Consider the following 26106-nt stretch of genomic DNA (forward strand, 5'->3'; position numbering starts at 1 on the left):
CGCCCGCTGAGGCGCTTTTTTCGTGCCGGGCCGGTTTACTGCGCGGCGGAGGCTGCAACGTTGGCCGCAGGGATCACGCCTTTCCAGGCGCCGCCTTGCAGCTGGTACAGGGTAACGGTGCCGTTCTTCACGTCGCCATTGCTTTCGAAGGCGATCGGGCCGGTCACGCCCTGCAACTGGGTCTTGCCCACTTCGGCCAGGAATTTTTTCGGGTCGGCCGAGCCGGCGCGTTTCATGGCATCGATCAGCACTTTGGCGGCGTCGTAGGTGTACGGCGCGTAGGCCTGGATCTCGCTGCCAAACTTGGCCTTGTACTTGGTGTTGAAGGCGGCAAAGCCCGGCATCAGTTCCTTGGAGGCGCCGGCGCTGGAGGCATAGGCGCCTTCGGCGGCGGTGCCGGCCAGCTTGGCAAACTCGGCGGTATTTACGCCGTCAGCGCCCATGAAGCGGGTTTCCATGCCCAGCTTGCGCATCTGTTTCACCAGCGGGCCGGCCTGGGCATCCATGCCGCCGTAGAACAGCAGCTCGGGCTTGGCGCCTTTCAGCGAGGTGAGGATGGCCATGAAATCGGTGGCGGTGTTGGTAGTGTATTCGCGCTTCACTACCTTGCCGCCGGCGGCTTCCACTGCCTTGGCAAAGTCGTCGGCCAGACCCTGGCCGTAAGTGGTGCGGTCGTCGATGATGGCGACGTTTTTCACCTTCAGTTCGCCCACGGCGAACTTGGCCAGCGCCTGGCCTTGCTGCAGATCGTTGGCAATGATGCGGAAGGTGTTGTTGTAACCCTGCTGAGTGAATTTCGGGCTGGTGACTGAACCTGCCACCATCGGGATGCCAGCATCGTTGTAGATGCGGGAGGCCGGGATGGCGGCGCCGGAGGTGAGGTGGCCGACAACGGCGGCAACGCCACCATCGACAAAGCGCTGCGCAACCTGGGTGGCGGCTTTCGGGTCGGCCTGGTCGTCCTCGGACATCACTTCGAAGCTGACTTTCTGACCATCCAGGGTCAGGCCTTCGGCGTTGGCTTCGTCCACGGCCAGCTTGACGCCGTTATCGGCATCGCGGCCCCAGTGGGCGAACGGGCCGGTCAGCGGGTTGGCCGAGCCGATGCGTACCACTTTGCCGGCGGCAGCCGGGGCGGCGGCGCTGGCTTCCTGGCTGGCGGATTGCTGGGAGTTGCCGCAAGCGGCGAGGGTGGCAGCCGTAGCGGCGGCCAGGGCAAAATTTGCGATTTTCATAGGTAAAGCCGGTCCCTGCTCCTGCATGGGAGCATTAAATTATTGGTTTCTGGTGATCTTGGTCAGCGGTCGGCCGCCCTGTTGGGGCGCGCGATACTACAGAATCCGGCGGCAACCCAAGGGTGGTGGGTCTGCCGGAAGGGGGAATATCGAAAGGATACAATCGACATCGCACTGCAACATGGTAGCGAGGCGATTACGGATGTGCAAGCCGATACAAAAACAAAAACGGCACCTTGCGGTGCCGTTTTGGGTACAAGCCAGTGCTTAGTTGGCTGCGGAAGCCGGTGCTGCAGCAGCAGCCGGGCCGCCAACGGTGGAAACCACTTCCCACTTGCCGCCTTTAACCTGGTACACGGTTACCGCGCCGTTCTTGATGTCACCCTTCTCGTCGAAGGCGATCTGGCCGGTTACGCCGGTGTAGTTGGTTTTGCCAACTTCAGCCAGGTAGGTTTTCGGGTCGGTGGAGCCGGCGCGCTTCATGGCGTCAACCAGTACACGAACTGCGTCGTACTCGTACGGAGCGTAGATCTGTACTTCGGTGTTGAACTTGGCCTTGAACTTGTCGTTGAAGGCAGCGAAACCCGGCATCTTGTCGCGCGGCACGCCGCAGCTGGATGCGTACTGGCCTTCGGAAGCTTCACCAGCCAGCTTCACGAATTCCGGAGTCTGCCAGCCGTCGCCACCCATCAGCTTGGCTTTGAGGCCCAGACGCTGCATCTGCTTGGCCAGCGGGCCAGCTTGTGCGTCCATACCGCCGTAGAAGATCACGTCCGGCTGGGAAGCCTTGATGGAGGTCAGAATGGCGTTGAAGTCGGTGGCGGTGTTGGTGGTGAATTCGCGCTTCACAACCGAGGAGCCCTTGCCTTTAACGGCTTTTTCGAACTCGTCTGCCAGACCTTGGCCGTAAGCAGTGCGGTCATCGATGATGGCCACTTTCTTGGCTTTCAGGCCGTCAACTGCGAATTCGCCCAGGGCCTTACCCTGTTGTACGTCGTTGGCGATAACGCGGAAGGTGGTCTTGTAGCCTTGCTTGGTGTAGTCCGGGTTGGTGGCGGACGGGGAGATCTGCGGCAGACCGGCGTCGGAGTAGATCTTGGAAGCCGGGATGGTGGTGCCGGAGTTCAGGTGGCCGACAACGCCGACAACGCCGGCATCAACCAGACGCTGGGCAACCTGGGTACCGATTTTCGGGTCGGCCTGGTCGTCTTCGGAAACCAGTTCGAATTTAACTTTCTTGCCGCCAATCTCAACGCCTTCGGCGTTCAGGTCTTCGATGGCCAGCTTGGCGCCAAACTCGTTGTCCTTACCCAGGTGGGCGATCGGACCGGTCATCGGCGATACCTGGCCGATTTTCACCACGGTGTCACCGCCGGTGCTGGCAGCTGCAGCGGAGGCTTCGCCTGCCGGTGCTTGTTCTTTGTTACCGCAAGCGGTCAGTGCGATGGCGGCAGCTGCAAAAAGGCTCAGACGAGCAAATTTATTCATCTTGTGTTTCCCCTGATCTTAAGTCTGTGACTTGGTAAACCTGCTTGGCATCTTGTGGATGAGCAGTTGCGGCGATTATGCGGAGGCCCTTTTCCGGGTGTCAATGAATGTTAATTACAGGCGGGAGAATGTATTTACATTCGGGTGTAACAGTCTGGTGTGCTGCATTGCCGCATGCACCAAGGAAAATCGGCTTGCACCAGTATTCTGTTCAGAAACGAACAATGGCGCCCCGGATTGGTGCGCCATTGTGAAAAAACCGGCCATTTTTTTTAGTGTTTTGCGCCACAGGCCCGGGCGCGGAGTTGTCTCATATTTGCATCGTCAGGTGTTGCTATCCAGCCACCGAGGTTGGCCGTGACCAATTCCGCCATGGCGGCAATCCAGTCCGGGCGCTCGTTGAGACACGGGATATAGCGATAATCCTTGCCGCCACTGGTAAGGAATAGCTCCTTGCCCTCGATGGCGATTTCTTCCAGCGTTTCAAGGCAGTCGCCGGCGAAGCCCGGACAAATCGTGTCTATTTTGCCAACGCCTTGTTTCGCAAGCGAACGGAGGACATCGAAGGTGTAAGGCTTGAGCCATTCCGCCTTGCCAAAGCGGCTCTGGAAGCTCACCACATAGTCGTCGCCGGACAATTCCAGCGCCTCGGCCAGCAGGCGGCCGGTCTTCAGACACTCGCAGTGGTAGGGGTCTCCCTTGTCCAGCGTGTAGCGCGGCACGCCGTGAAAGCTCATCACCAGCTTGTCGCCGCGGCCGTTCTTCTGCCAGTGCTCGCGCACGCTGGCGGCCAGCGCGGCGATATAGCCCGGCTGGTCGTGGTAATGGCGGATGGTGCGCAGCTCCGGCATGTTGCGCATCTTCAGCAGCGTGCGGAATACCGCGTCCAGCGCGGTGCCGCTGGACGATGCCGCGTACTGCGGGTACAGCGGCAGTACCAGCAGGCGCTCCACGCCCTGGGCACGCATGCGCTGGATGACATCCTCCACCGCCGGGTTGCCGTAACGCATGGCGAAGTCCACCACCAGCTGCTGCCCCTGCATGCCCAGCAGGCCCTTGAGCAGACTGGCCTGCTTGCGGGTGTGCACCAGCAGCGGCGAGCCTTCCTGGCTCCAGATGCTGGCGTACTTCTCGGCGCTCTGCTTCGGCCGCAGGTTGAGGATGATGCCGTTGAGGATCAGCCACCAGACGGCCCGCGGAATCTCCACCACGCGGCGGTCGGACAGAAACTGTTTCAGGTAGGGGCGCAGTGCCTTGGCGGTGGGCGCCTCCGGGGTGCCCAGGTTCAGCAGCAGCACGCCGGTTTTCGGCGTGTAGCCGTGATTGAATGCCGGTTCGGTCAGGTAGTGGGGCATGGGTATCGGCTTACGGTTGCGTTGCGGCCAACGTTGGCCGCAAGTAAAAACGGCAGCGGGCCGGGGCGCGCTGCCGTGCGTATCATTCTTCGCGTGCCGGCACCAGCACCGAGCGGTTGCCGTTGGTTTCCATCGCCGACACGATGCCGCTGGCTTCCATCTGCTCGATCAGCCGCGCGGCGCGGTTGTAGCCGATGCGCAGCTGGCGCTGCACCGAGGAGATCGAGGCCTTGCGCGTCTTGAGCACGATGGCCACCGCCTCGTCGTACAGCGGGTCGGCCTCGCCGTCGCCAGCGCCGCCCGCGATACCGCCTTCCACCGCGCCATCCTCGCCTTCGCTGGTGCCGCTGAGGATGCCGTCGACGTAGTCCGGCTCGCCGGTGGTCTTGAGGAACTCCACCACCTGGTGCACCTCATCGTCGGCGACGAAGGCGCCGTGCACGCGCAGCGGGTAGCCGGTGCCCGGCGGCAGGTACAGCATGTCGCCCTGGCCGAGCAGGGTCTCGGCGCCCATCTGGTCGAGAATGGTGCGGCTGTCGATCTTGCTGGACACCTGGAAGGCGATGCGGGTCGGGATGTTGGCCTTGATCAGACCGGTGATCACGTCCACCGATGGCCGCTGCGTGGCCAGAATCAAATGGATGCCAGCGGCGCGCGCCTTCTGCGCCAGGCGGGCGATCAGCTCCTCAATCTTCTTGCCGGCCACCATCATCAGGTCGGCCAGCTCGTCGATCACCACCACGATCAGCGGCAGGGTATCCAGCGGCTCCGGCATGTCCGGCGTCAGGCTGAACGGGTTGGGGATCTTCTCGCCGCTCTTCTCGGCGTCACGGATCTTCTGGTTGAAGCCGGCGAGGTTGCGTACGCCCAGCTTGGACATCAGCCGGTAGCGGCGCTCCATCTCGCCCACGCACCAGTTCAAGGCGTTGGCTGCCTGCTTCATGTCGGTAACCACCGGCGCCAGCAGGTGCGGAATGCCTTCATACACCGACAGTTCCAGCATCTTCGGGTCCACCATGATCAGGCGCGCTTCCTTCGGCGTGGCCTTGTACAGCACCGACAGGATCATGGCGTTGATGGCTACCGATTTACCGGAGCCGGTGGTGCCGGCCACCAGCACGTGCGGCATCTTGGCCAGGTCGGCGGACACCGGCTGGCCGGCGATGTCCTTGCCCAGTGCCATCGCCAGCCGCGAGCCCATGTTCTGGTAGCCTTCCGAGCCGACGATTTCCGACAGGCGTACGATCTGGCGTTTCGGATTTGGCAGCTCCAGGCCCATATAGGTCTTGCCGGGAATAGTTTCCACCACGCGGATCGACACCAGACTCAGCGCGCGCGCCAGATCCTTCATCAGGTTGACGATCTGCGCGCCTTTCACCCCCACTGCCGGCTCGATCTCGTAGCGGGTGATCACCGGGCCGGGGTAGGCGGCGATCACCTTCACGTCCACGCCGAAATCCGCCAGCTTGCGTTCGATCAGGCGCGAGGTGTACTCCACCGTCTCGGCGGACACCGGCTCGGCCTGTTCCTTCGGTGCGGCCAACAGCGCCAGTCCCGGCAGCGCGTCGTCACCCGGCGCGGCAAACAGCGACTGCTGCACCGGCTTCACGGCCTTGGGCGATACCGGTACTTCCAGCACCGGCGACTCGATGCGCACCGGCGGTTTTTCCTCGATCTTTTTCTTCTCGCTGACGACTTTCTCTTCGCGCTGCTGCGCCACCTCGCGGCCGATCTCGCGGTCGCGGCGCGCCTGCCATGCCTGCCAGCTGCGCAGCACGCCGTCTTCCAGCACGCCGCCGATGCGTTCCATCAGGTTGAGCCAGGACAGCCCGGTAAACAGCGAAATGCCGATGGCGGCCAGCACCAATAGCAACAGGCTGGCGCCGGTGGCGCCGAAGGCGTGCGCGGCGCCGTTGCCCAGCGTCTTGCCCAGCAGGCCGCCGGCGCCGGCCGGCAGCGACAGCAGTTTGCCGCCCAGTACCAGGTATTCCAGGCTGGCAAAGCCGATCAGGGTGAGCAGAAAGCCGATCAGCGCCGGCCAGGTCAGCGGGCCCTCGTCGAAGTCGGTCTGTTCGATGCGGCGGTAGCCCCATACGATGGCAAACAGGCAGAAGCCGACCAGCAGCCAGGCCGAGTAGCCGAACAGGTACAGCAGAATGTCGGCCATCCAGGCGCCGAACACGCCGCCGTAGTTGCGGATGGTGGGGTCGGCCGAGCTGTGCGACCAGGACGGGTCGGCGGAGGAGTAGCTCGCCAGCGTCAGCACCAGGTACACGGCGGATACCGCCAGCAGCAGCCACCAGGCCTCGCGGATCAGTCCGGCGAGTTTTGGTGGCAGCGGTTGGGTGTTGCGGACGACGGCTTTACGCTTGAACAGGCGCATTGATTTTGAATAAGTAGGGTGTCAGCCGCGCATTATATCGGCAAATGCGCGGCTTTTATTGCCGCCGCGCGTTTGCCGTACGGAAGTGTCGCCGCTAGCGCGGATACAGCGCGCCCAGCACGCGCAGGCCGGCGGCACCGGTGACCTCCGGCAGGTTGCCGGCGGCACGCTGGCAGAAGCGCTGCCCCAGCCAGGCAAACGCCGCCGCCTCGACCTGCTGCGCTGGCAGGCCCAGTTCATCGGTGGCGGCGATGTGCAGCTGCGGCAGCAATGCGGCCAACAGCCGGCACAGCGCGCCATTGCGCACGCCGCCGCCGCACAGGTACAGCTCGCGGGTGTGCGGCGCAAAGCGGGCGATGGCATCGGCGATGCTGTGCGCGGTCAGCGCCAGCAGCGTGGCCTGCACGTTGGCCGCAGCGATGGCGCCGTGCTGTTGCTGGTAACGCGCCAGCCGCTCGGCCAGCCATTCCATGCTGAACAGGTCGCGGCCGGTGCTCTTGGGCAGTTCGGCGGCAAAATACGGCTCGGCCAGCAGGATGCGCAGCAAAGCCGTATCGCACTGGCCGCTGGCGGCCCAGGCACCGTCGGCGTCGTAGCCGTCGCCGCGCTGGTGGCGGATCCAGGCGTCCAGCAGCATATTGCCCGGCCCGGTGTCGAAGCCGATCACCGGCACATCCGGTTGCAGCCGGGTGAGGTTGGCGATGCCGCCGATATTGAGGATGGCGCGCGGAATGGCGGCGTCGGCAAACATCGCCTGGTGGAAGGCCGGCACCAGCGGTGCGCCCTGGCCGCCGGCGGCCACGTCGCGGCTGCGCAGGTCGCCGATCACATCGATGCCGACCCGCTCAGCCAGCAGCGCGTGGTTGCCCAGCTGTAGCGTGTAGCCGGCCTGCGGCGCATGGCGGATGGTCTGGCCGTGGCAGACCACGGCGCGGATGTCCGCTGCGGCCAGCTTGCAGACCTGCAGCGCTTGCTGCACCGCGGCGGCGTACAGCGCGGCCAGCTGGTTGCCCAGCCGCGCGCTGCGCTCCAGCTCGTTGTCGCCGACCTGCTGCAGCGCCAGCACCTGCTGGCAGACGGTGGCCGGGTAGGGCACGAAGGCCTCGCCCAGCAGCTGCATGCGGCTGCCATCAAAGCGTGCCACCACGGCGTCGACACCGTCCAGGCTGGTGCCGGACATCAAACCGATAAAGATTTCAGACATGAAAAACCCTGGCAGGAGTGCGCTGCCAGGGTTGTCGGGGGGGGGCTGCCGGATTAATCCAGTTGCGCCACGTTGACCGGGATGTCCCTGAGCAGCTTGAGGTTGGCCGCCAGCTTAACGCTCTGCTTGGCGAAGGCCAAGCGCTCGCTGCTGGCCAGCTCGCGGGTCGGCAGTGCGGTGGTGGCCGGGTCGACCGCCTGGCCATTGATGCGCACCTCCATGTGCAGGTGCGGGCCGGTGGAACGGCCGGTGGTGCCGACATAGCCGATCACCTCGCCGGCCTTGACCTTGCTGCCGGCCTTCAGCCCGGACTGGAAGCGGCTCATGTGCGCATACAGCGTGGTGAGCTTGTTGCTGTGGCGCAGGATCACCACATTGCCGTAGCCGTTCTGCTGCTCGACGGCGTCCACGGTGGCGTCGGACGGTGCCAGGATCGGCGTGCCGGTGCCGGCGGCGTAGTCGATGCCCTGGTGCATGCGCAGCGCGTGCAGCACCGGGTGGAAGCGCATGCCGAAGCCGGAGCTGATGCGTGCGCCGGCCACCGGCTGCAGGTTGAAACCTTTTTTCAGCGGCTTGCCGGCGGCGTCGTAATAGGCGCCGGATTCGCTGTCATGGGCAAAGTAGTACGCCTGGTACTGCGTGCCGCTGCGCTCGATTTCCACCGCCAGGATGTTGCCGGTGGTGAGCGGAGCGCCGTTGTACAGCAGGGTCTCGTACACCAGGTTGATCTTGTCGCCGCGCTTCATGCTGGACAGCTCGAACTGGTCGGAGAAGATCTCGTTCAGCTGGGTGCGCACCTCTACCGGCACCCCGGCCTGCGCCAGCGCGCCGCTGGCACTGCTGGTGATTTCCACCGCGCGCACGGTCTGCATCGCCTCGGTGTGCGGTGCATCGGCGCTGGCCTGCCAGGTATCGCCCACCTTCTCGATGGCCACCAGCACGCTTTCGCCGTTCTCGTCGTCGTTGAGGAAGCGCAGGCCGAACAGCTCGCCCTGGTCGTTCAGCTCCACCGATAGCGTGGCGCCGGTCTTGAGCTTGAGCAGGTCGCGCGACAGCGGGCTGGACAGGATGAAGCGGGTGGCGTCGCTGTCGCGCACGCCCAGACGGTTCAGCAGGCGGGCGATGGTATCGCCGCGCTGCACCGCTTCGTCGCGCCAGTAGCGCACGGTGTTGCTGGCGGCCAGCTGCAGCGGCGGCAGCGCCAGCGCTTCGGTGACATGCTGCTGTAGCGGCGGCTGCTTGGCCTCCGGGCTGTTACCCTGTGTCACCGCCACCGCGGTCAACACGCCCATGAAGGGCAGGCTGGCGATGGCGCCCAGCCAGACGGCGTGGCTGTTCACCACGCGGGATGTCCATTTTTGCGGTAGTTGCAGCAGTTTGCGATAATTCATGTTCTCTCATACCCGGTTGGCATAGGCGTGCCGATATGTACGTTTCTGTCGCCGGTTTTGCCTGAAAGCGGGTGGCTTTCTGGCAGGAAATTGCAAAGTGGGCGATGCTATCAAAAGCCGGCGCCGGCTGTAAACAGAAATTGCTGACAAATCAATGAGCTACTGCCCATGTGGCCAGCAACTTCCCAAGACTGGCAAAGCTGGCGGCGAGTTTCCTCATCCGAAAAATATATTTTGCCCAAAAACAATTACGGCGTTAACGCCAAGCCCGCAATGAAACTGACTCTGATCATTCCCGGCCTGACCTGGCTGGATGCCCACGATGGCCGCGAAGTAAGCAAGAACCTGCCGCTGCCGGCGCTGGCGACCCTGCTGGCACGCGGCCAACGTCAGCCGCAGGCGGCCAGCGCCAGCGCGCTGCTGCAGCAAACCTTCGGCCTGCCGCGCCTGGCGCTGGCCGCCGACCTGGCCGCTGCCAGCGGGCTGGAGAGCGCCGGCCGCCACTGGCTGGTGGCCGACCCGGTGAACCTGCGCGTCGACCGCGACCGCGCGCTGCTCGGCGATGTCGGCATCATGAATTTGTCGCAGCAGGAGGCCGATGCCCTGGTGGCCAGCCTCAACCAGCTGTTTGCCGAAGACGGCTTCGTGTTCCATGCCCCCAGCCCGCAGCGCTGGTTCCTGTCGCTGCCGGCCGCCAGCGGCGCCGAGTTTTCCGCACTGCCGGACGTGATCGGCAACGACATCAACCGCCACCTGCCGCGTGGCGGCAACGGTATGCTGTGGAGCCGCTACCTGAACGAGCTGCAGATGCTGCTGTACACCCACCCGGTGAACGATGCGCGCGAGGCGCGCGGCGAAGTGGCGGTCAACAGCGTGTGGCTGTGGGGTGAGCAGGGCGACGAAAGCCTGCGGCCAACCTTGCGCCACGACCAGCTGCTGGCCGCCGACGCCATGTGGCAGGGCCTGGCCGCGGCCGCCGGCAAGCCGGCCGAACTGGCGCCGTTCGCCTTCAGCGGCCTGGATGCCAGCGGCGACGTGCTGGTGCAGCTGGACACGGTGGAAGCCGCCGCGCAGTTCCGCGATGCCTGGGGCTGGCGCGAGGGGCTGCAGCAACTGGAGCGCGACTGGTTCGCGCCGCTGCTGGCCGCGCTGAAACAACGCCGCCTTACCGAGCTGACCGTGCGCTGCCACGGCGACGCCGGCTTTACCCTCACCCTGCGCCCCAGCGACCTGTGGCGCTTCTGGAAACGCCCGCACGCGCTGGGCGACCTGTACCCGCAATGAGCCAGATTCTTACCCGATCCTGCCCGCCGCAACTGTTGCAACAACTGGATCAACAAGGCGTACCGCCGCTGCTGGCGCGGCTGTATGCCGCCCGCGGCGTGGCCGATGCCGCCGAGGTGGACTACGCCCTCAAGGGCCTGCTGCCGTTCCAGGGCCTGAAGAACATCGAAGCGATGGCGCGCCGGCTGGCCGACGCCATCGCCGCCGGCCAGCGCCTGCTGGTGGTGGCCGACTACGACGCCGATGGCGCCACCGCCTGCACGGTGGCGGTGCGCGGCCTGGCGCTGCTGGGCGCGCGCATCGATTTCATCGTGCCCAACCGCTTCGAGTACGGCTATGGCCTGACGCCGGAGATCGTAACGTTGGCCGCACAGCAGCAGCCGGACATCATCGTTACCGTCGACAATGGCATCGCCAGCGTGGCCGGGGTGGAAGCGGCGCGTGCGCGCGGCATCGAGGTGCTGATCACCGACCACCACCTGCCGGGCGACACGCTGCCGGAGGCGCTGATCGTCAATCCCAACCAGCCGGGCTGCGAGTTCGCCTCCAAGCATCTGGCCGGCGTCGGGGTGATGTTCTACGTGCTGATGGCGGTGCGCGCGGAGATGCGCCAGCGCGGCGCGTTCGCCAATGGCGCTGAACCGAACCTGGGCGAGCTGCTGGACATCGTGGCGCTGGGCACCGTGGCCGACGTGGTGAAGCTGGACCGCAACAACCGCATCCTGGTGGACGCCGGCCTGCGCCGCATGCGCGCCGGCCGCCTGGCGCCGGGCATTGCCGCGCTGTTCCGCATTGCCGGCCGCGCGGCGCACAAGGCCAACGCCTTCGACCTCGGCTTCACCATCGGCCCGCGGCTGAATGCCGCCGGCCGGCTGGACGACATGAGCCTGGGCATCGCCTGCCTGCTGTCGGCCAGCGAGGAGGCCGCCACGCCGCTGGCGCAGGAGCTGGACCGCCTCAACCGCGAGCGCCGCGCCATCGAGCACGGCATGCAGGACGAGGCGCTGACGGTGCTGTCGGGCATCGATGCGGCCAACCATTACACGCTGACGCTGTACCGCGACGACTGGCATCAGGGCGTGGTGGGGCTGGTGGCGTCGCGGCTGAAGGAGCGCTACCACCGGCCGTCCATCGTGTTCGCCCCCGGCGACGATGGCGAGATCAAGGGCTCCGGCCGCTCGATTCCCGGCTTCCACCTGCGCGATGCGCTGGACATGGTGTCCAAGCGCCACGACGGCCTGCTGCTGAAATTCGGCGGCCACGCCATGGCCGCCGGTCTGACCATCCGCGAGCAGGACTTCGCCGCCTTCCAGCAGGCGTTCGAGCGTGTGGCGCGCCAGCTGCTGGCGGAGTCGGCATTGACGCGGGTGTGGGAAACCGACGGCAGCCTGCAGCCGCGCGAGCTGTGCCTGGAAATCGCCGAAACGTTGGCTGCAGAAGTGTGGGGGCAGGGCTTCCCGCCGCCCACCTTCAACGACCGCTTCCACATCGTCAGCCAGCGGCTGGTGGGCGGCAAGCACCTCAAGCTGCGGCTGGCCAAAGGCCAGGTGGAGTGCGACGGCATGCTGTTCAACCATGCCGACTGGCTGCCGCAGCAAGTGGACGCGGTGTACCAGCTGGCGGCCAATGAATGGCAGGGCCGCAAGGAACTGCAGATCTACATCCAGCACTGGCAGCCGGCATGACCGGCCGGCTGGCGCCGCGGCGCCGGCCAGCATCGCACAGGACATAAGCACAGCATGATCGAAACCCTGATTTCCACCCTGGTCGGCATGGCGCTGGGCGGCGCCGCCGTGTGGGGTGTGCAGCGCAGCCGGCAGGATGCCGCCTACCAGCAAGGCCGCAACGAAGTGCAGTTGGAACTGGCTGCCTTGCAGGCCAAGTGGCAGAGCGCCAGCCAGCAATGGCAGGAGCTGGCCGCGCGCGAGCAGGCACTGCAGCGGCAGCTGGACGACGCGCGCCAGCAACTGGGCGATGCCCAGCAGAAACTGGCCGCCGCCGGCAGCCAGTTGCAGCGCGTGCCGGAGCTGGAGCAGCAACTGGCGGCGCGCGAACAGCGCCTGTTCCAGCAGCAGGACGAAGCGCGAGGCTTGGCCGCACGCCTGGCCGCCAGCGAGGAGCAGGGTCGCCAGTTGCCGCAGCTGCAGGCGCAGCGCGAGCAGTGGCAGCAGGCACAGCAACAGTTGCAGGACGAACTGACGCGGCTGAGCGTGCGCGAGCAGGAACTGAGCACGCTATTGCAGCAGGAACGGCAGCAATCTGCCGAGAAGCTGCGGCTGCTGGCCGAGGCGCGCGAGGCGTTGAGTCACCAGTTCAAGGCGCTGGCCAGCGAGATTCTGGAAGAAAAGAGCCAGCGCTTCACCGAGCAGAATAGGGTCAATCTGGAGCAGATGCTGGGGCCGATGGGCGAGCGGCTGCAGCACTTCGGCAAGCTGGTGCAGGACACCTACGACAAGGATTCCAAGGAGCGGCTGACGCTGGAGCAGGAGCTGCGCCGGCTGCAGGAGCTGAACACCCGGCTGAATGCCGACGCGGTGGCGCTGACCAATGCGCTGACCGGCAGCAACAACAAGGCGCAGGGCACCTGGGGCGAGATGGTGCTGGAGAAGGTGCTGGAAACCTCCGGCCTGACCCGCGACCGCGAATACCGCGTGCAGGTGTCGGACACGCTGGAGCAGGAGGACGGCAGCCAGCGCCGCTACCAGCCGGACGTGGTGATCGACCTGCCGGAAGGCAAGCAGCTGGTGGTGGATTCCAAGGTGTCGCTGAACGCCTACGTACGCTACACCGCCGCTGGCGACGAGACGCAGCGCGAGGCGGAGCTGAAGGCGCACATCGCCGCGCTGCGGCAGCATATCCGCAGCCTGTCGGACAAGCGCTACCAGGACCTGTACAAGCTCAACACCCTGGACTTCGTGTTCATGTTCGTGCCGGTGGAGCCGGCCTACCTGCTGGCGGTGCAGCACGACATGAGCCTGTTCAGCGAGGCGTTCGAGCGCCGCATCATGATCGTCGGCCCCAGCACGCTGCTGGCCACGCTGCGTACCGTGGCCAGCATCTGGCGCTACGAATACCAGAACCAGAACGCGCAGGAGATCGCGCGCCAGGGCGGGGCGATGTACGACAAACTGGTGGGGCTGATCGACACGCTGGAGAAACTGGGCCGCCAGCTGAGCCTGGCGCAGGAAACCCACGGCAATGCCATCAAGCAGCTGTCGAACGGCAGCGGCAACCTGGTTGGCCGCGCCGAGCGGCTGCGCAAGCTGGGCGCGCGCACCAGCAAGCAGCTGTCATCACACTTGCTGCCGTCGCTGGACGACGAGGGTGACGACGCCGCCGAATGATTTCTTGCAGCGGTGTGACGGGTAATCTATATCGAAATCAGGCAGCAGAAAGGAGGGGGGCAAAATGGTATCGCTGACATTGTTGTGTAGTGTTGTAGCCGCAGTAATGTTCTTTGTTAAAGCGTCTCCCCTGAAGCGCGTCCGTGTGAGCGTACGGACGCAACAGCAACCGGCATCGCGCCGGCAACGCTCCCGCCTTTATTGATGCCTGCTTTGCAACCGGTGGGCTGGAAGAGTAGAGCCAGTCCGTTTGAAGTACTGCAAGCCCAAAGCCGACCTTCTGGTCGGCTTTGTCTTTGGTGTCGCCGCATTCGCGGGCGCTGCCGGCGGGGGCGTCAGTCGGTGGCGGTGGCCTGATATGGCGCCAGCGCCTGCAGCAGCTGTGCCAGCGCCCGCGGCAGCGTGGCAAACGCCGCCTGCGCCGCGGCAAGCTCGCCGGCTTTGCTGACTTGTTCCAGCTGCTGGCAGGCGGCCACCAGCGCCGGGGCGGCGATGGACAGCGCCGAGCCGCGCAGGCTGTGGGCGGCAACGCTGACGCGCGGCAGCTCGGCGGCGGCCAGCGCCTGTTCGATCTCGGCCAGCAGCGCGGGGGCATCGTCGCGGAAGGCCTGCAGCAGGACGGGAACAAAGTGCTGGTCGTCGTCGCAGTTGCGCAGCAGCTGCGGGTAGTCGAACACCATGTTGTCCACGGCGGCGTGCACCTGCCGGCGCGGCTGCATGGCCTGCCCGCGTTGCACGCGGGCAATTTCGTCGAGCACTTTCTCGACGGTGATCGGCTTGCCGATGTAGCCATCCATGCCGGCGTCGAGGCAGCGCTCGCGGTCGCCGTTCATCACGTTGGCCGTCATGGCGATGATGGGCAGGTGGTCGCCGCTGAGCACTTCCTGCGCCCGGATGCGGCGGGTGGTTTCCAGGCCGTCCAGCACCGGCATCTGCATGTCCATCAGCACCAGGTCGAAGCATTGCGCGGTCAGCAGGTCCAGCGCCTCCTGGCCGTTGGCGGCCACGGTAACCTGGTAGCCGTGGCGCTGCAGCAGGCTGATGCCCAGCTTCTGGTTGACCAGATTGTCTTCCACCAGCAGCACGTGGTGCGTGTTGCTCAGGGTGCGGATGGTGTCCTGGGTGAGCAGCGGCGGCGCATTGTGCTGTTCGACGGCATCGCCGCCGAGCAGCAGGCGCATGGCCAGCAGCAGTTCTTCCTGGCGTATCGGTTTGGTCAGGTAGCCGCGGATGCCCAGTTGCTGGCAGCGCTGGGTGTCGCCGCGCTCGCGCGAGGAAGTGAGCATGATCACCGTGGTGTGGCGACGCGCGGTCTGCAGCTGTTGCGCGACGTCAAAACCGGACATGCCGGGCATGTGGGCATCCAGCAGGATCAGCGCGAACGGGGTGTGCTGCAGCGCTTCCAGCGCGGCGAAACCGTCGTTGACCAAGGTTGGCCGCATGCCCCAGCTTTGCAGCAGCGTCTGCAGCCAGCTGCGGTTGGTGGCGTTGTCATCGGCCACCAGCACCGACTGGCCGGCCAGGTCGGTCTCCACCACGCGCGGCATGGCCAGCGGCTCTGCCGGGCGGGCCGGCAGGGTGAAGTAGAAACTGCTGCCCTGTGCTTCGCGGCTCTGCACCCACAGCCGGCCGCCCAGCAACCCTACCAGCTGACGGGTGATGGCCAGCCCCAGGCCGGTGCCGCCGTAGCGGCGGGTGGTGGAGCTGTCGGCCTGGGCAAAGGCGGCAAAAATCAGCTGCTGCTTGTCGAGCGCAATGCCGATGCCGGTATCGCGCACGGCGAATTCCAGCACCATCGGCTGCTGCGCGTTGCCATCGAGCTGGCGCACGCTGATCTCGATCTCGCCCTGCTCGGTGAACTTGATGGCATTGCCGACCAGGTTGTTGAGGATCTGCCGCAGGCGGGAGGGGTCGGACAGCAGCTGGTCCGGGATGCCTGGCTCGATGCTGCATACCAGTTCCAGCTGTTTTTCGCCGGCGCGCAATGCAAACGGGTGCAGCGTCTGCGCCATCAGGTTGCGCAGCGAGAACGGCACCGATTCCATTTCCAGCTTGCCGGCCTCGATCTTGGAGAAGTCCAGGATGTCGTTGAGGATCACCAGCAGCGAGTCGGCAGACGATTTCACCAGGTTCAGGTACTGGCGCTGGTCTTCGTCCAGCCGGGTGTCCAGTGCCAGATCGGTCATGCCGATGATGCCGTTCATCGGCGTGCGGATCTCGTGGCTCATATTGGCCAGGAAGGTGCTCTTGGCCTCGTTGGCCGCCTCGGCCTCCACCCGCGCGCGGTCCAGCTTGTGGCTAAGCTGCTCGGCCTCCTGGCGGCGGCGTTCGCTGGCGGCCAGGTTGCGGTAGGCCAGCACGGCGATGGCGGCGGTGATCAGGATCAGCAGCGCCGCCAGCGCCGCCACCATGGTGTTGAGCCCTTCCATGGCGCGGTTGTTTTCCAGCGCCATCTGGTTCAGCCGGGTGTTGGAGCCCAGTGTCAGCTCGCGTACCGGCTCGATGACGGCATCCAGCTCGTGTTCGAAGCTGGCCGCGCTCTGGCGGTCGAAGCTGCCGTCGCCGGCGTTCAGCAGCGCATCGGTGTGCTCGATCATCTTGCGCAGCGCGGCGATCTGCGTGCTGTGCCAGGCCGAGTCGTGGAACAGCGGCGCAAAGCGGTACTGCGCCAGGATGTTGATGCGTGATACCAGAATCTCGTAACGCAGCTGCAGCTCGTCCAGGTCTTCCGGGGCGTTGGTGGTCTCGGCCAGGCGTGCGGCGCCGAGGGCGCGGTGGTAGTCGATGCCCAGCTGGGTGTACACCCAAACCACGTTGTCCTCGCCCAGGGTGGCTACGCGCTGCATCACCGCGCGCTGCTTGTAATACAGGCCACCCACGGTGCACATCGCCACCGTCATCAGTACCGCCAGCCACCACAGCTGCTTCTTTACGTTGTTCGGCATCAGAGGTTTCGGCTTATTCGACGCGGATGCGGTTTACCTGCCAGACGCAGCGGGAGTAGATGTCCTTGGTCTGCAGTTCCGGGTTTTTGTGGAACGGGTACATCACGAATAGTGGTCCTTTGTCGCGCACGCTCAGCACCTTGCCGCCCACCTTGCGTGCCAGGATCACGTCGTACTTGGCCAGGTCGCTGAGCGGAATCTCGGCAGCGTAGTCGTTCAGCGCCACCACGTACAGCTTCTTGCCGTTGGCGCCGGCGGCTTTCAGCACGTCGCGGAACAGCGGGCCTTCGAAGGTCTGCGCGGTTTTGTACCACGGCGTGGAAACCGTCATTTTCACCTGCGGCAGCGCGTCGATCATGCGGGAATCGAAGCGGGTTTCGTTGCCGGCATTCTTTTCGGCCACCAGGCCGTTGATGGTGAGAATGGCGCGGCCCTGCGGCTTGTCCAGCGCCAATGCTGCGCTGCTGGCGGTCAGTAACAGGCTGCTGGTGAGTAATGCTTTGAAGAGTGTGGTCATGGCTTGTTTTCCCTTGTTCTCGCCGTTCTGCGGGCGATGATTGTAAACGAAGTATTCAACTTCACTATCTGCCTGTTAAAGATAGCAATTAAGCATTTTTTGTCAGGGATTTAGCCAAAAAATCCAGCAGTGCGGCCAACTTGGGTGGCATGAAACGGCTGCGCGGATAGGTGGCCCAGATGCCGTCGCGCAGGGTGTAGCCGGTGAGCACCGGCACCAGCTGGCCGCTGGCCAGGTACGGCGCCAGGTAGTAGTCCGGCAACTGCACCAGCCCCAGCCCCTGCAGCGCGGCCGTCAGCAGCGCCGCACCGCTGTTGCAGCGCAGCCGGCCGCCGACGCGCACTTCGCGCAGGCGCTCGCCATCGTTGAAGCGCCAGAAGTCGATGGTGCCGACCAGGCATTGGTGCTGGCCCAGCTCGGCCAGCGTGTGCGGCGCGCCCTGGCGCGCCAGGTAGTCAGGCGCCGCGCACACGTGGTGCTGGCGGCTGCCCAGCTGGCGCAGCTGCAGCGAGGATTCGTCCATCGGCCCCAGGCGGATGCCCAGATCGTAGCCTTCCGCCACCAGGTCGATCTTGCGGTTATCCAGGTTCAGTTCGGCGCTGATCTGCGGGTGGGCCTGCAAATAGCGCGTCAGCAGCGGGGCGATCACCGTCTCGCCGTAGTAGGTGGGGGCGGTGATGCGCAGGTGGCCGCTGGGGGTGCCCTGCGCCTGCGACAGCGCCTGCTCCGCCTGCTGCAGGCCGTCCAGCAGCGGGCGGCAATGCTGGTAGTACAGCTGGCCGGCCTCGGTAATGCTGACGCGGCGCGTGGTGCGGTACAGCAGCCGCGTCGCCAGCCGCGACTCCAGCGCGGTGACCTGGCGGCTGACCTGCGCTACCGACATGCCCAGCCGCTGCGCTGCCACGGTAAAGCTCTGCGCTTCCACCACGGTCACGAATTCCACCACCCCCTGCCACTGCATGATTGTTACCCACCTGCAAAAATATGTTTCCATTTAACCCGATTATTTCTGCATTGGCGATTCCTACAATGACGGCATCTGCGGTCAGCCCCGAAGGTTGGCCGCAAGTCCTGACCGCCTGACCTGGAGAACCGAGATGCAAATGATCAAGACCCGTGCCGCCGTCGCCTGGGGCCCGAACCAGCCGCTGAGTATTGAAGAAGTGGATCTGATGCCGCCGCAGAAGGGCGAGGTGCTGGTGCGCATCGTGGCCAGCGGCGTGTGCCATACCGACGCCTACACCCTGTCCGGCAAGGATTCCGAGGGCGTGTTCCCCTGCATCCTGGGCCATGAGGGCGCCGGTATCGTGGAGGCGGTGGGCGAGGGCGTGACCAGCGTGGCGGTGGGCGACCACGTGATTCCGCTGTACACCCCGGAATGCGGCGAGTGCAAGTTCTGCAAGTCCGGCAAGACCAATCTGTGCCAGGCGATCCGTGCCACCCAGGGCAAGGGCCTGATGCCGGACGGCACCACCCGTTTCTCCAAGGACGGTAAGCCGATCTACCACTACATGGGCACCTCGACCTTCTCCGAGTACACCGTGCTGCCGGAAATCTCGCTGGCCAAAATCAGCAAGGAAGCACCGCTGGAGGAAGTGTGCCTGCTGGGTTGCGGCGTCACCACCGGCATGGGCGCGGTGATGAACACCGCCAAGGTGAAGGCCGGCGATACCGTGGCCATCTTCGGCCTGGGCGGCATCGGCCTGTCGGCGGTGATCGGCGCGCGCATGGCCGGCGCCAGCCGCATCATCGGCATCGACATCAACACCAGCAAATTCGAGCTGGCGCGCAAGCTGGGCGCTACCGACCTGGTGAACCCGGCCGACTTCGACAAGCCGATCCAGGACGTGATCGTGGAAATGACCGACGGCGGCGTGGACTTCTCCTTCGAGTGCATCGGCAATGTGAAAGTGATGCGCTCGGCGCTGGAATGCTGCCACAAGGGCTGGGGCGAGTCGGTGATCATCGGCGTGGCCGGTGCCGGCGAGGAAATCAGCACCCGTCCGTTCCAGCTGGTGACCGGCCGCGTGTGGCGCGGTTCGGCGTTTGGCGGCGTGCGTGGCCGCTCCGAGCTGCCAAGCTATGTGGAACGCTACATGCAGGGCGAGTTCCGCCTCGACGACTTCATCACCCACACCATGCCGCTGGACGACATCAACACCGCCTTCGACCTGATGCACGAAGGCAAGTCGATCCGCAGCGTGGTGCACTTCGCCAAGTGAGGCCGGCATGAGCGCGAGTCTTGAACTGCTGTCCAGCCAGCGCGCCTTCGGCGGCTGGCACAAGCGCTACCGCCACCAGTCGGCCAGCACCGGCACGGCGATGACCTTCGCCATCTATCTGCCGCCGCAGACCGCACACGGTGAGCGGGTGCCGGTGCTGTACTGGCTGTCCGGGCTGACCTGCAACGACGAGAACTTCGCCACCAAGGCCGGCGCGCAGCGCGTGGCGGCCGAGCTGGGCCTGGCGCTGGTGATGCCGGACACCAGCCCGCGCGGCGAAGGCGTGGCCGATGCCGACCGCTACGACCTTGGGCAGGGCGCCGGCTTCTACGTCAACGCCACCCAGGCGCCGTGGGCCGCGCACTACCGCATGTACGACTACGTGGTGGACGAGCTGCCGGCGCTGGTGGAGGGCAGTTTTCCGGTCAGCGGCAAGCGGGCGATCAGCGGCCATTCCATGGGCGGCCACGGTGCGCTGATGGTGGCGCTGCGCAACCCGGGGCGCTATGCCTCGGTGTCGGCGTTCTCGCCCATCGTCAACCCGGCCGCGGTGCCGTGGGGGCAGCTGGCGTTCAGCAGCTACCTGGGCGAAGACCGCGCCGCGTGGGCGGCTTACGACAGCTGCCAGCTGCTGGCCGAGGCGCAGCCGCTGCCGACGCTGGTGGACCAGGGCGAGCAGGACAGCTTCAAGCCGGAGCAGCTGCAACCGGAGGCGCTGCAGTTGGCCGCCAGCAAGCGCGACTGGCCGCTGACGCTGCGGCTGCAGCCGGGCTACGACCACAGCTATTACTTTGTGGCCAGCTTCATCGAGGAGCATCTGCGTTTTCATGCGGCCAACCTGGCCGCCAGCGGCTGAGCCCTTCGGGTAGCCGGGCCGGACGGGCCGCGGATTCAGCCAGCTGCGCTGAATCTGCGGCCAACCTTGCCACCTATCTATTTGAGATAGCTTTGCAGGATGGTGAGCAACTGCTCCACCTCCTGCTGGCGCTGTTCCGGCGTCAGCGCATCGGCGCCGACGTGTTCGCGGATGTGGTCGGCCAGCACCTGGTTCATCAGCCCGTTCACCGCGCCGCGAATGGCGGCAATCTGCTGCAGCACCGCCACGCAGTCGCCGCCGTCCTGCAGCACCTTTTCCAGTGCCTCGGCCTGGCCCTTGATGCGTCGTACCCGGGTGAGTAGCGCCTTGTTGTTACCTGCGAGATGCGACATGGTGCGTCCTGAATATACTGGGGGATAGTATGTTGCAGTGCGTTGCAATATACTGCCCGCCAGTATATCAAGCGGCCTGCACAATATGCACAATCGTAGCCATTCCCATGTCTTTCACCTCGGCAACCCGCTGGCGCAGCGCAACACCCGCTGGGCGGTGTGGCTGACCGCCATCACCATGCTGGTGGAAATCTTCGGCGGCTGGTGGTTCAACTCCATGGCACTGCTGGCCGATGGCTGGCACATGAGCTCGCACGCACTGGCGCTGGGCCTGTCGGTGCTGGCCTATGCCGCCGCGCGCCGCTACGCCTACGACCGGCGCTTTGCCTTCGGCACCTGGAAGATCGAGATCCTGGGCGGCTTCAGCAGCGCGCTGCTGCTGCTGGGGGTAGCCGGGCTGATGCTGGTGCAGTCGCTGCAGCGACTGCTCAACCCCAGCCCCATTCACTACCAGCAGGCGATCGTGCTGGCGCTGCTGGGCCTGCTGGTCAACCTGCTGTGCGCCTGGCTGCTGCATGCCGCCGGTCATCAGCACGGGCACGGCCATCACCACGAGCCGCACCACGAGCATCACCATCATCATGACGCGCATCACGATCTGAACCTGCGCGCCGCCTACCTGCATGTGCTGGCGGATGCGGCGACTTCCATCCTCGCCATCGTGGCGCTGTGTGCCGGCATGCTGTGGGGTGCGGCCTGGCTGGACCCGGTGATGGGCATCGCCGGTGCGGTGCTGGTGGCGGTGTGGGCCAGGGGGCTGTTGCAGCAGAGCGGCAAGGTGCTGCTGGATGCCGAGATGGATGCGCCGCAGCTGGCGGAGATCCAGCAGGCCATCGCCAGCCTGCAGCCGCCGGCCAGCATTACCGACCTGCATCTGTGGCGGGTGGGGCAGGGCAGCTATGCCTGCATCGTGGCGCTGGAAAGCAGCGGCGACACCACACCGGATCAGGTGCGCGGCCTGCTGGCAGTGCACGAGGAGCTGGCGCACATTACGGTGGAGATCAATCGTCCGCTGCGCTGATAGCCGGCGGCCATCGGCGGGATAGACACAATCGATTTCCCGCTGCCGATGGCGTGGCCTAGGCTGGGGGTATAGCCGCATGGAGAAGCAGCATGGACACCCTGCTTGAGTGCCGGGTCTGCCTGGAAGAGATTCCGGCGGATCACAACAGCGAAAAGGACGAATACGTCAGCAACTACTGCGGCCTGGACTGCTATCAGCAATGGCAGCAACAGGCGGCAGCATTGCCAGCCACCGCCGAGGCGGCCTGAGTCGGGTTTGCTGGTGCCTGGGATGGAACGCGGAGTGTGCTCCGCGTTTTTTTTTTTGCGGCCAACCTTTGGTGCTGGCCGGGTGCGGAGCTGCTGGCGGCGGTCGGGTTCGCCAGCGTCTGGCGTCGGTAAGGTAGACGCGGCGGGCTTATGGTGTGTGGCTGCTGTCGGCGGCAGGGCCGCTGCGGTCCGAGGGGGGCGTCGGCTCGGCGGCAAGGTGGCCCATCTGCCGCGTGCGGCTCAGGCTGAGGTTGGCCGCACGCCATGCCGGCGCCTCGGCCAGTGCCGGCCAGCGGCGCAGCAGCTGCAGCACCAGCAGCAGGCTGCCCAGTGCCAGCTGGGCATCGTGGCGCTCGGCGGCGGTGAGCAGGTTCTGCCGGTGTTCGCGGCCCTGGCGCCGCTCGCGATGGCCGCGCGGCGGCGCGGTGGGGGCGTGGCTGGCCGGCGCCTGCCGGCTGTACAGCCGGTAGGGCAGCGGCCATTCGTCCACCGCCGTCATCTCGCGGCCGCTGAGCTCGCCCACCACCTGTTCCAGTTCGCGCGCCAGATGCGCGGCCTCGTCCAGCAGCACATGGCCGGCGGAACCGCCGAGCATGCTTTTCTCGCGCAGCACCATGCAGCGCCGCAGCACGAAGCCGAGCTTTCCATCGGCCAGCGCGCGCACTTCGCGCTCGCCGCCGTTGTTGGCGTGGCGATGCAGCTCATCCAGCCAGCGCGCCCAGGCCAGGTATTCCTCGGCCAGATTCTGCGGGTTGGCCGCCGGCATGCTGCTGGCCGCCACCATGCTGCGCCCTTGCTGCTGCAGGGGCGGGAAGGTGCTGCTAAAGCCGTCCAGCAGCTTGCGGCGGATGGGCATCATGGCGACCTCCGGGGGCGGATATAGCCGGTTTATCGGCACGATCACAGTATTGCTTAGCGCTGTTTCAGCCAGTGCTTACATACGGGGTTTGGACAGCAGATTGCCTGCAAAGTTGGCCGCACGGTCGCCGCTGCCGCTCTACACTGAAGACTGTCAGCGCCTCATGCGCGGCCACAGCGGCAGGGAGACCATGAGCCACCATTTGCCTACTGCAACGCCACCAGAGGCGCCGCCGCCATCGGCTGCCGCCTGTGCGCTCGGCCTGCCCGTGCAGGGCGTGCTGCCGAGCGGCTTTCTGGATGCCAAGTTCCACGACCGGCGCCGCTATTCGCAGCGCATGTGGCAGCTATCGGGGCTGTTTGCCACCGGTATGTGGATCTGGGATTACGTGATCGATGCCAACGGCGCGCAGCACACCATCGGCCTGCGCCTCGTCATGGGCTTGCTGGCGTTCGGGGTGGCCTGGGGTATGGCGCACCCGGCGCTGTCGCTGCGCCATTCGCGGCTGATGATCTTTGCCGCCGCTTTCCTGTTCGATGTGCTGTTTTTCGACATTCTGCTGCGGCTGCACGATGGTTTCATCTATGGCATCGGCGGCTATATGTATTTCCAGATGGCCGGCTTTCTGGTGCTGCAGGGGCTGTCGTTTCCGCTGATCATGATCGCGCACATCCTGTTTTCCCTCGGCCCGCACCTGCAGGCGCTGCTCAACCCGCAGCTGGCCTTTCCCCACCTGCTGTACGCGGTGCAGATCTGGCCGGCGACCGGCCTGGCTATCGCCGCGCAGTACGCGCTGTATCGCGAATACGTGCACAGCTACCAGCTGCGGCAGCAACTGGCGGAGATGGCGATGCAGGATCCGCTGACCGGGGCGATGAACCGGCGCGCCTTCCGCGACGGCGCCTCCGGGCTGATTGCCAGTGCCCAGCGCCAGCGGCAGGGGGTGGCGCTGCTGATGATGGATGCCGACTTCTTCAAGCGCGTCAACGATGAGCATGGCCATGCCATGGGCGATGCGGTGCTGCGGCAGCTGACGGCGATCATGCAGGACGTGTTGCGGCGCAACGACCTGTTCTGCCGCTGGGGTGGCGAGGAGTTCGTGGCCCTGCTGCAGGCGATGGACGCGCACGATGCGCTGGAGGTGGCCGAGCGCATCCGGCAGCGGGTGCAGCAGGCGGAGGTGCCATTGCCGCAGGGCGGCAGCATCCGCATCACCGTCAGCATCGGCGTGGCCGCGGCGGCGGCGAGCGATGCCGAGCTGGAGCAGCTGATCTACGCGGCGGATACCGCGCTGTATCACGCCAAATACGCCGGCCGTAACCAGGTGACTTTGTCCACGGCCTGAGTGCCGCCTGCCTGGCGCTGTGCGCGCGGCGATGGGGCATCTGCAGCGCGCGGCGGCGGCGCGGGCAAATGCTTTGCCTGCGGCCAACGTTGGCCGCAGTGCCGGCGCTAGTCGGCCAGCCGCGCCAGCAACTGCGTCAGCTGCGCGATTTCCGCGGCGTCCAGCCGTGCGCGCAGCCACTGGCCGGTGTCGGCCACGGTTTCCATCATGGCGGCTTCGATCAGGCTGCTGCCCGCGGCGCTGAGACACACCGGCTTGACCCGCAGATCGTGCTCCTGCTGCTGGCGCGTAACCAGGCCGCGCGCCTCCAGCTGCAGCATCACCTTGGTCAACCCGCCGGAGCTGATCACCACCGCCGCCTGAATCGCCGACGGCGTCAGCTGGTGCGGGGCGGGGGCGTTGCGCAGCGTGGCCAGCACGTCGAACTCCACCGCGCTCAGCGCGAATTTCGCCAGCATCGGGCGCATGGTCAGCAGCGACTGCGCCTGTGCCCATTGCAGCTGCAAGAACAGCGGCACGGTCTGCGGGTCCAGCGCGCTGTCCCACTGGTGATCCTGCATGCGGTTTTTCTGGCGCATCGGCGGTTTCCTTGCCGGAGTTGTTAACGGTGGCGGCAAGATGTTAACGGTTGTGTAGTTATCTTGCGAGAAAGATATGTGGCGATTAGGCTGCCACCATTCGGTATTTGCTTGCAAGGTAAGAGACATGCGCAGGATCACATGGTTTTTCTGGGGCGCGCTGGCGCTGGCGTCGCTGTTGTGGCTGGCCAGCAACCCCGCCGCCCTGGGCGGGCAGCCCAACTTCATTGCCTGGCGCAATGTCCTGATCCAGTACAGCGGAGTGCTGGGTATGACGGTGATGAGCATCGCCATGCTGCTGGCGATGCGGCCAACCTGGCTGGAAACGCGCCTGGGCGGGCTGGACAAGATGTACCGGCTGCACAAATGGCTGGGCATCGCCGGGCTGCTGCTGTCGCTCAGCCACTGGGCGCTGACGCAAAGCCCCAAATGGCTGGCGGTGCTGGGGCTGATTCGCGGCGGGCGCCCGCGCCGGCCGCCGCTGCACTTGCCGGACGGCAGCTTGCAGCAGCTGTTGATGTCGCTGCGTCACAGCGCCGAAAGCCTGGGTGAGTGGGCGTTTTATGCTGCGGCCGCCCTGATGCTGGTGGCGCTGGTCAAGCTGGTGCCGTACCGCCGCTTTGCCCAGCTGCACCGCCTGCTACCGCTTGCCTACCTAGTGCTGGTGTTTCATGCCGTGGTACTGCTGCAGTTCGGCAACTGGACCACGCCTAGCGGCTGGCTGCTAGCGCTGCTGATGGGCGGGGGCAGTATGTCCGCGCTGCTGTCGCTGCTGCGCCGTCACCGCGGCCAGCCGCGCACCGCCGGGCACATCAGCGCGCTGAGCTATCAGCCGGAACTCAAGGTGCTGGCGGTGGAGCTGCAGCTGGACAAGGCCTGGCCGGGGCATCAGGCCGGGCAGTTCGCTTTCGTTACCTTCGATCCGCAGGAAGGCGCGCACCCGTTCACACTGGCCTCGGCCTGGCAGGGTGACGGCCGGGTGCAACTGCTGATCAAGGCGCTGGGCGACTACACCCGTACCCTGCCGCACACGCTGGCGGTGGGCGACCGCATCCAGCTGGAAGGTCCGTACGGCCGCTTTACCTTTGCCGGCGCGCACCGGCGCCAGATCTGGATCAGCGGCGGCATCGGCGTGACGCCGTTCGTCGCCCGGCTGCAGGCGCTGGCCAGCCAGCCTGGCCGCCAGCAGATCGACTTTTTCCACGCCAGCAGCGATTACGACGCCGCCAGCATGGCACGCCTGGCCGTCGCGGCGCGTGCCGCCGGCGTGGACTTGCACCTGTTGTGCCAGCCGCACGACGGCCGGCTGGATGCCGAACGGCTGACCCGTACCGTGCCGGACTGGCGCGAGGCCGATATCTGGTTCTGCGGCCCGGCCGGTTTTGGCCGGCAGCTGCGCGACAAACTGCTGGCGCTGGGCCTGCCGGCGGCACGCTTTCACCAGGAGCTGTTCCACATGCGCTAATCCCGTGGCC

Annotated in this window: 21 protein-coding genes; 9 read left to right on the forward strand and 12 right to left on the reverse strand. The window is 65.7% G+C overall.

Annotated elements, in window-relative coordinates; genetic code table 11:
- Positions 1–35 precede the first annotated feature (35 nt).
- The 6 genes from ACFOLG_RS13170 to ACFOLG_RS13195 form a co-directional block, all read right to left on the reverse strand.
- Positions 36–1235, reverse strand: coding sequence for a branched-chain amino acid ABC transporter substrate-binding protein (locus ACFOLG_RS13170; protein WP_386092584.1), 1200 nt, complete (start codon positions 1233–1235; stop codon positions 36–38).
- A gap of 267 nt (positions 1236–1502) precedes the next feature.
- Positions 1503–2723 (reverse strand): branched-chain amino acid ABC transporter substrate-binding protein, encoded by a 1221-nt coding sequence (locus ACFOLG_RS13175; protein ID WP_386092586.1) that lies wholly within the window; start codon positions 2721–2723, stop codon positions 1503–1505.
- A gap of 272 nt (positions 2724–2995) precedes the next feature.
- The gene (hemH, locus tag ACFOLG_RS13180) at positions 2996–4078 is read right to left on the reverse strand and encodes a ferrochelatase (protein ID WP_386092588.1); all 1083 of its coding nucleotides are present in this window, start codon (positions 4076–4078) and stop codon (positions 2996–2998) included.
- A gap of 82 nt (positions 4079–4160) precedes the next feature.
- The gene (locus ACFOLG_RS13185; protein ID WP_386092590.1) at positions 4161–6461 is read right to left on the reverse strand and encodes a DNA translocase FtsK; all 2301 of its coding nucleotides are present in this window, start codon (positions 6459–6461) and stop codon (positions 4161–4163) included.
- 94 nt (positions 6462–6555) lie between these two features.
- Entirely contained in the window at positions 6556–7665 is a 1110-nt protein-coding gene (locus ACFOLG_RS13190) for an anhydro-N-acetylmuramic acid kinase (protein WP_386092592.1), read from the reverse strand.
- 53 nt (positions 7666–7718) lie between these two features.
- Positions 7719–9056 carry a peptidoglycan DD-metalloendopeptidase family protein gene (locus tag ACFOLG_RS13195; RefSeq protein WP_386092594.1) on the reverse strand — a complete coding sequence of 446 codons (1338 nt, stop codon included), beginning with the start codon at positions 9054–9056 and terminating at the stop codon, positions 7719–7721.
- 273 nt (positions 9057–9329) lie between these two features.
- Here ACFOLG_RS13195 and ACFOLG_RS13200 point away from each other — a divergent pair, with 273 nt between their 5' ends.
- From ACFOLG_RS13200 to rmuC, 3 genes are read left to right on the forward strand one after another with little or no spacing between them, the layout of a single operon-like run.
- Positions 9330–10340 carry a hypothetical protein gene (locus tag ACFOLG_RS13200; RefSeq protein ID WP_386092596.1) on the forward strand — a complete coding sequence of 337 codons (1011 nt, stop codon included), beginning with the start codon at positions 9330–9332 and terminating at the stop codon, positions 10338–10340.
- On the forward strand, positions 10337–12025 hold the full coding sequence (recJ, locus tag ACFOLG_RS13205) for a single-stranded-DNA-specific exonuclease RecJ (RefSeq protein WP_386092598.1): 1689 nt from the start codon (positions 10337–10339) through the stop codon (positions 12023–12025). The genes ACFOLG_RS13200 and recJ overlap by 4 nt, the downstream gene beginning before the upstream one ends.
- 54 nt (positions 12026–12079) lie before the next feature.
- On the forward strand, positions 12080–13684 hold the full coding sequence (gene rmuC, locus ACFOLG_RS13210) for a DNA recombination protein RmuC (RefSeq protein ID WP_386092600.1): 1605 nt from the start codon (positions 12080–12082) through the stop codon (positions 13682–13684).
- A 335-nt stretch (positions 13685–14019) separates the two neighbouring features.
- Here the strand turns inward: rmuC and ACFOLG_RS13215 are convergent, their stop codons facing one another.
- The 3 genes from ACFOLG_RS13215 to ACFOLG_RS13225 all read right to left on the reverse strand — a co-directional run bounded on the left by ACFOLG_RS13215 (position 14020) and on the right by ACFOLG_RS13225 (position 18107).
- On the reverse strand, positions 14020–16629 hold the full coding sequence (locus ACFOLG_RS13215) for a response regulator (protein WP_386092602.1): 2610 nt from the start codon (positions 16627–16629) through the stop codon (positions 14020–14022).
- A gap of 13 nt (positions 16630–16642) precedes the next feature.
- Positions 16643–17146: a molybdopterin-dependent oxidoreductase gene (locus ACFOLG_RS13220; RefSeq protein ID WP_386092604.1), complete on the reverse strand. Its 504-nt coding sequence runs from the start codon at positions 17144–17146 to the stop codon at positions 16643–16645.
- An 88-nt stretch (positions 17147–17234) separates the two neighbouring features.
- The gene (locus tag ACFOLG_RS13225) at positions 17235–18107 is read right to left on the reverse strand and encodes a LysR family transcriptional regulator (protein ID WP_386092606.1); all 873 of its coding nucleotides are present in this window, start codon (positions 18105–18107) and stop codon (positions 17235–17237) included.
- A 142-nt stretch (positions 18108–18249) separates the two neighbouring features.
- On the opposite strand from ACFOLG_RS13225, the gene ACFOLG_RS13230 reads away from it, so the two are divergent.
- On the forward strand, positions 18250–19368 hold the full coding sequence (locus ACFOLG_RS13230) for an S-(hydroxymethyl)glutathione dehydrogenase/class III alcohol dehydrogenase (protein WP_386092608.1): 1119 nt from the start codon (positions 18250–18252) through the stop codon (positions 19366–19368).
- 7 nt (positions 19369–19375) lie between these two features.
- Positions 19376–20224 carry an S-formylglutathione hydrolase gene (gene fghA, locus ACFOLG_RS13235; protein ID WP_386092610.1) on the forward strand — a complete coding sequence of 283 codons (849 nt, stop codon included), beginning with the start codon at positions 19376–19378 and terminating at the stop codon, positions 20222–20224.
- A gap of 77 nt (positions 20225–20301) precedes the next feature.
- Here fghA and ACFOLG_RS13240 read toward each other — a convergent pair whose 3' ends face one another.
- Complete coding sequence (locus ACFOLG_RS13240) at positions 20302–20577, reverse strand: metal/formaldehyde-sensitive transcriptional repressor (RefSeq protein ID WP_386092612.1); 276 nt, start codon at positions 20575–20577, stop codon at positions 20302–20304.
- Between the two features lie 85 nt (positions 20578–20662).
- On the opposite strand from ACFOLG_RS13240, the gene dmeF reads away from it, so the two are divergent.
- Entirely contained in the window at positions 20663–21598 is a 936-nt protein-coding gene (gene dmeF / locus ACFOLG_RS13245) for a CDF family Co(II)/Ni(II) efflux transporter DmeF (RefSeq protein WP_386092614.1), read from the forward strand.
- A gap of 92 nt (positions 21599–21690) precedes the next feature.
- Positions 21691–21849 (forward strand): DUF3330 domain-containing protein, encoded by a 159-nt coding sequence (locus tag ACFOLG_RS13250; protein ID WP_386092616.1) that lies wholly within the window; start codon positions 21691–21693, stop codon positions 21847–21849.
- A gap of 148 nt (positions 21850–21997) precedes the next feature.
- Here ACFOLG_RS13250 and ACFOLG_RS13255 read toward each other — a convergent pair whose 3' ends face one another.
- A complete protein-coding gene (locus ACFOLG_RS13255) occupies positions 21998–22708 on the reverse strand; it encodes a hypothetical protein (protein ID WP_386092617.1) in 711 nt (236 codons plus the stop codon).
- A gap of 190 nt (positions 22709–22898) precedes the next feature.
- Between ACFOLG_RS13255 and ACFOLG_RS13260 the strand changes: the two genes are divergently transcribed.
- Positions 22899–24053: a GGDEF domain-containing protein gene (locus ACFOLG_RS13260; protein WP_386092619.1), complete on the forward strand. Its 1155-nt coding sequence runs from the start codon at positions 22899–22901 to the stop codon at positions 24051–24053.
- Between the two features lie 107 nt (positions 24054–24160).
- Here the strand turns inward: ACFOLG_RS13260 and ACFOLG_RS13265 are convergent, their stop codons facing one another.
- A complete protein-coding gene (locus tag ACFOLG_RS13265) occupies positions 24161–24631 on the reverse strand; it encodes a MarR family winged helix-turn-helix transcriptional regulator (protein ID WP_386092621.1) in 471 nt (156 codons plus the stop codon).
- A gap of 127 nt (positions 24632–24758) precedes the next feature.
- On the opposite strand from ACFOLG_RS13265, the gene ACFOLG_RS13270 reads away from it, so the two are divergent.
- Positions 24759–26096, forward strand: coding sequence for a ferredoxin reductase family protein (locus tag ACFOLG_RS13270; protein WP_386092623.1), 1338 nt, complete (start codon positions 24759–24761; stop codon positions 26094–26096).
- The last annotated feature ends 10 nt before the right edge of the window (positions 26097–26106 follow it).

The organism is Vogesella facilis (assembly GCF_042648525.1).
Classification (GTDB): domain Bacteria; phylum Pseudomonadota; class Gammaproteobacteria; order Burkholderiales; family Chromobacteriaceae; genus Vogesella; species Vogesella facilis.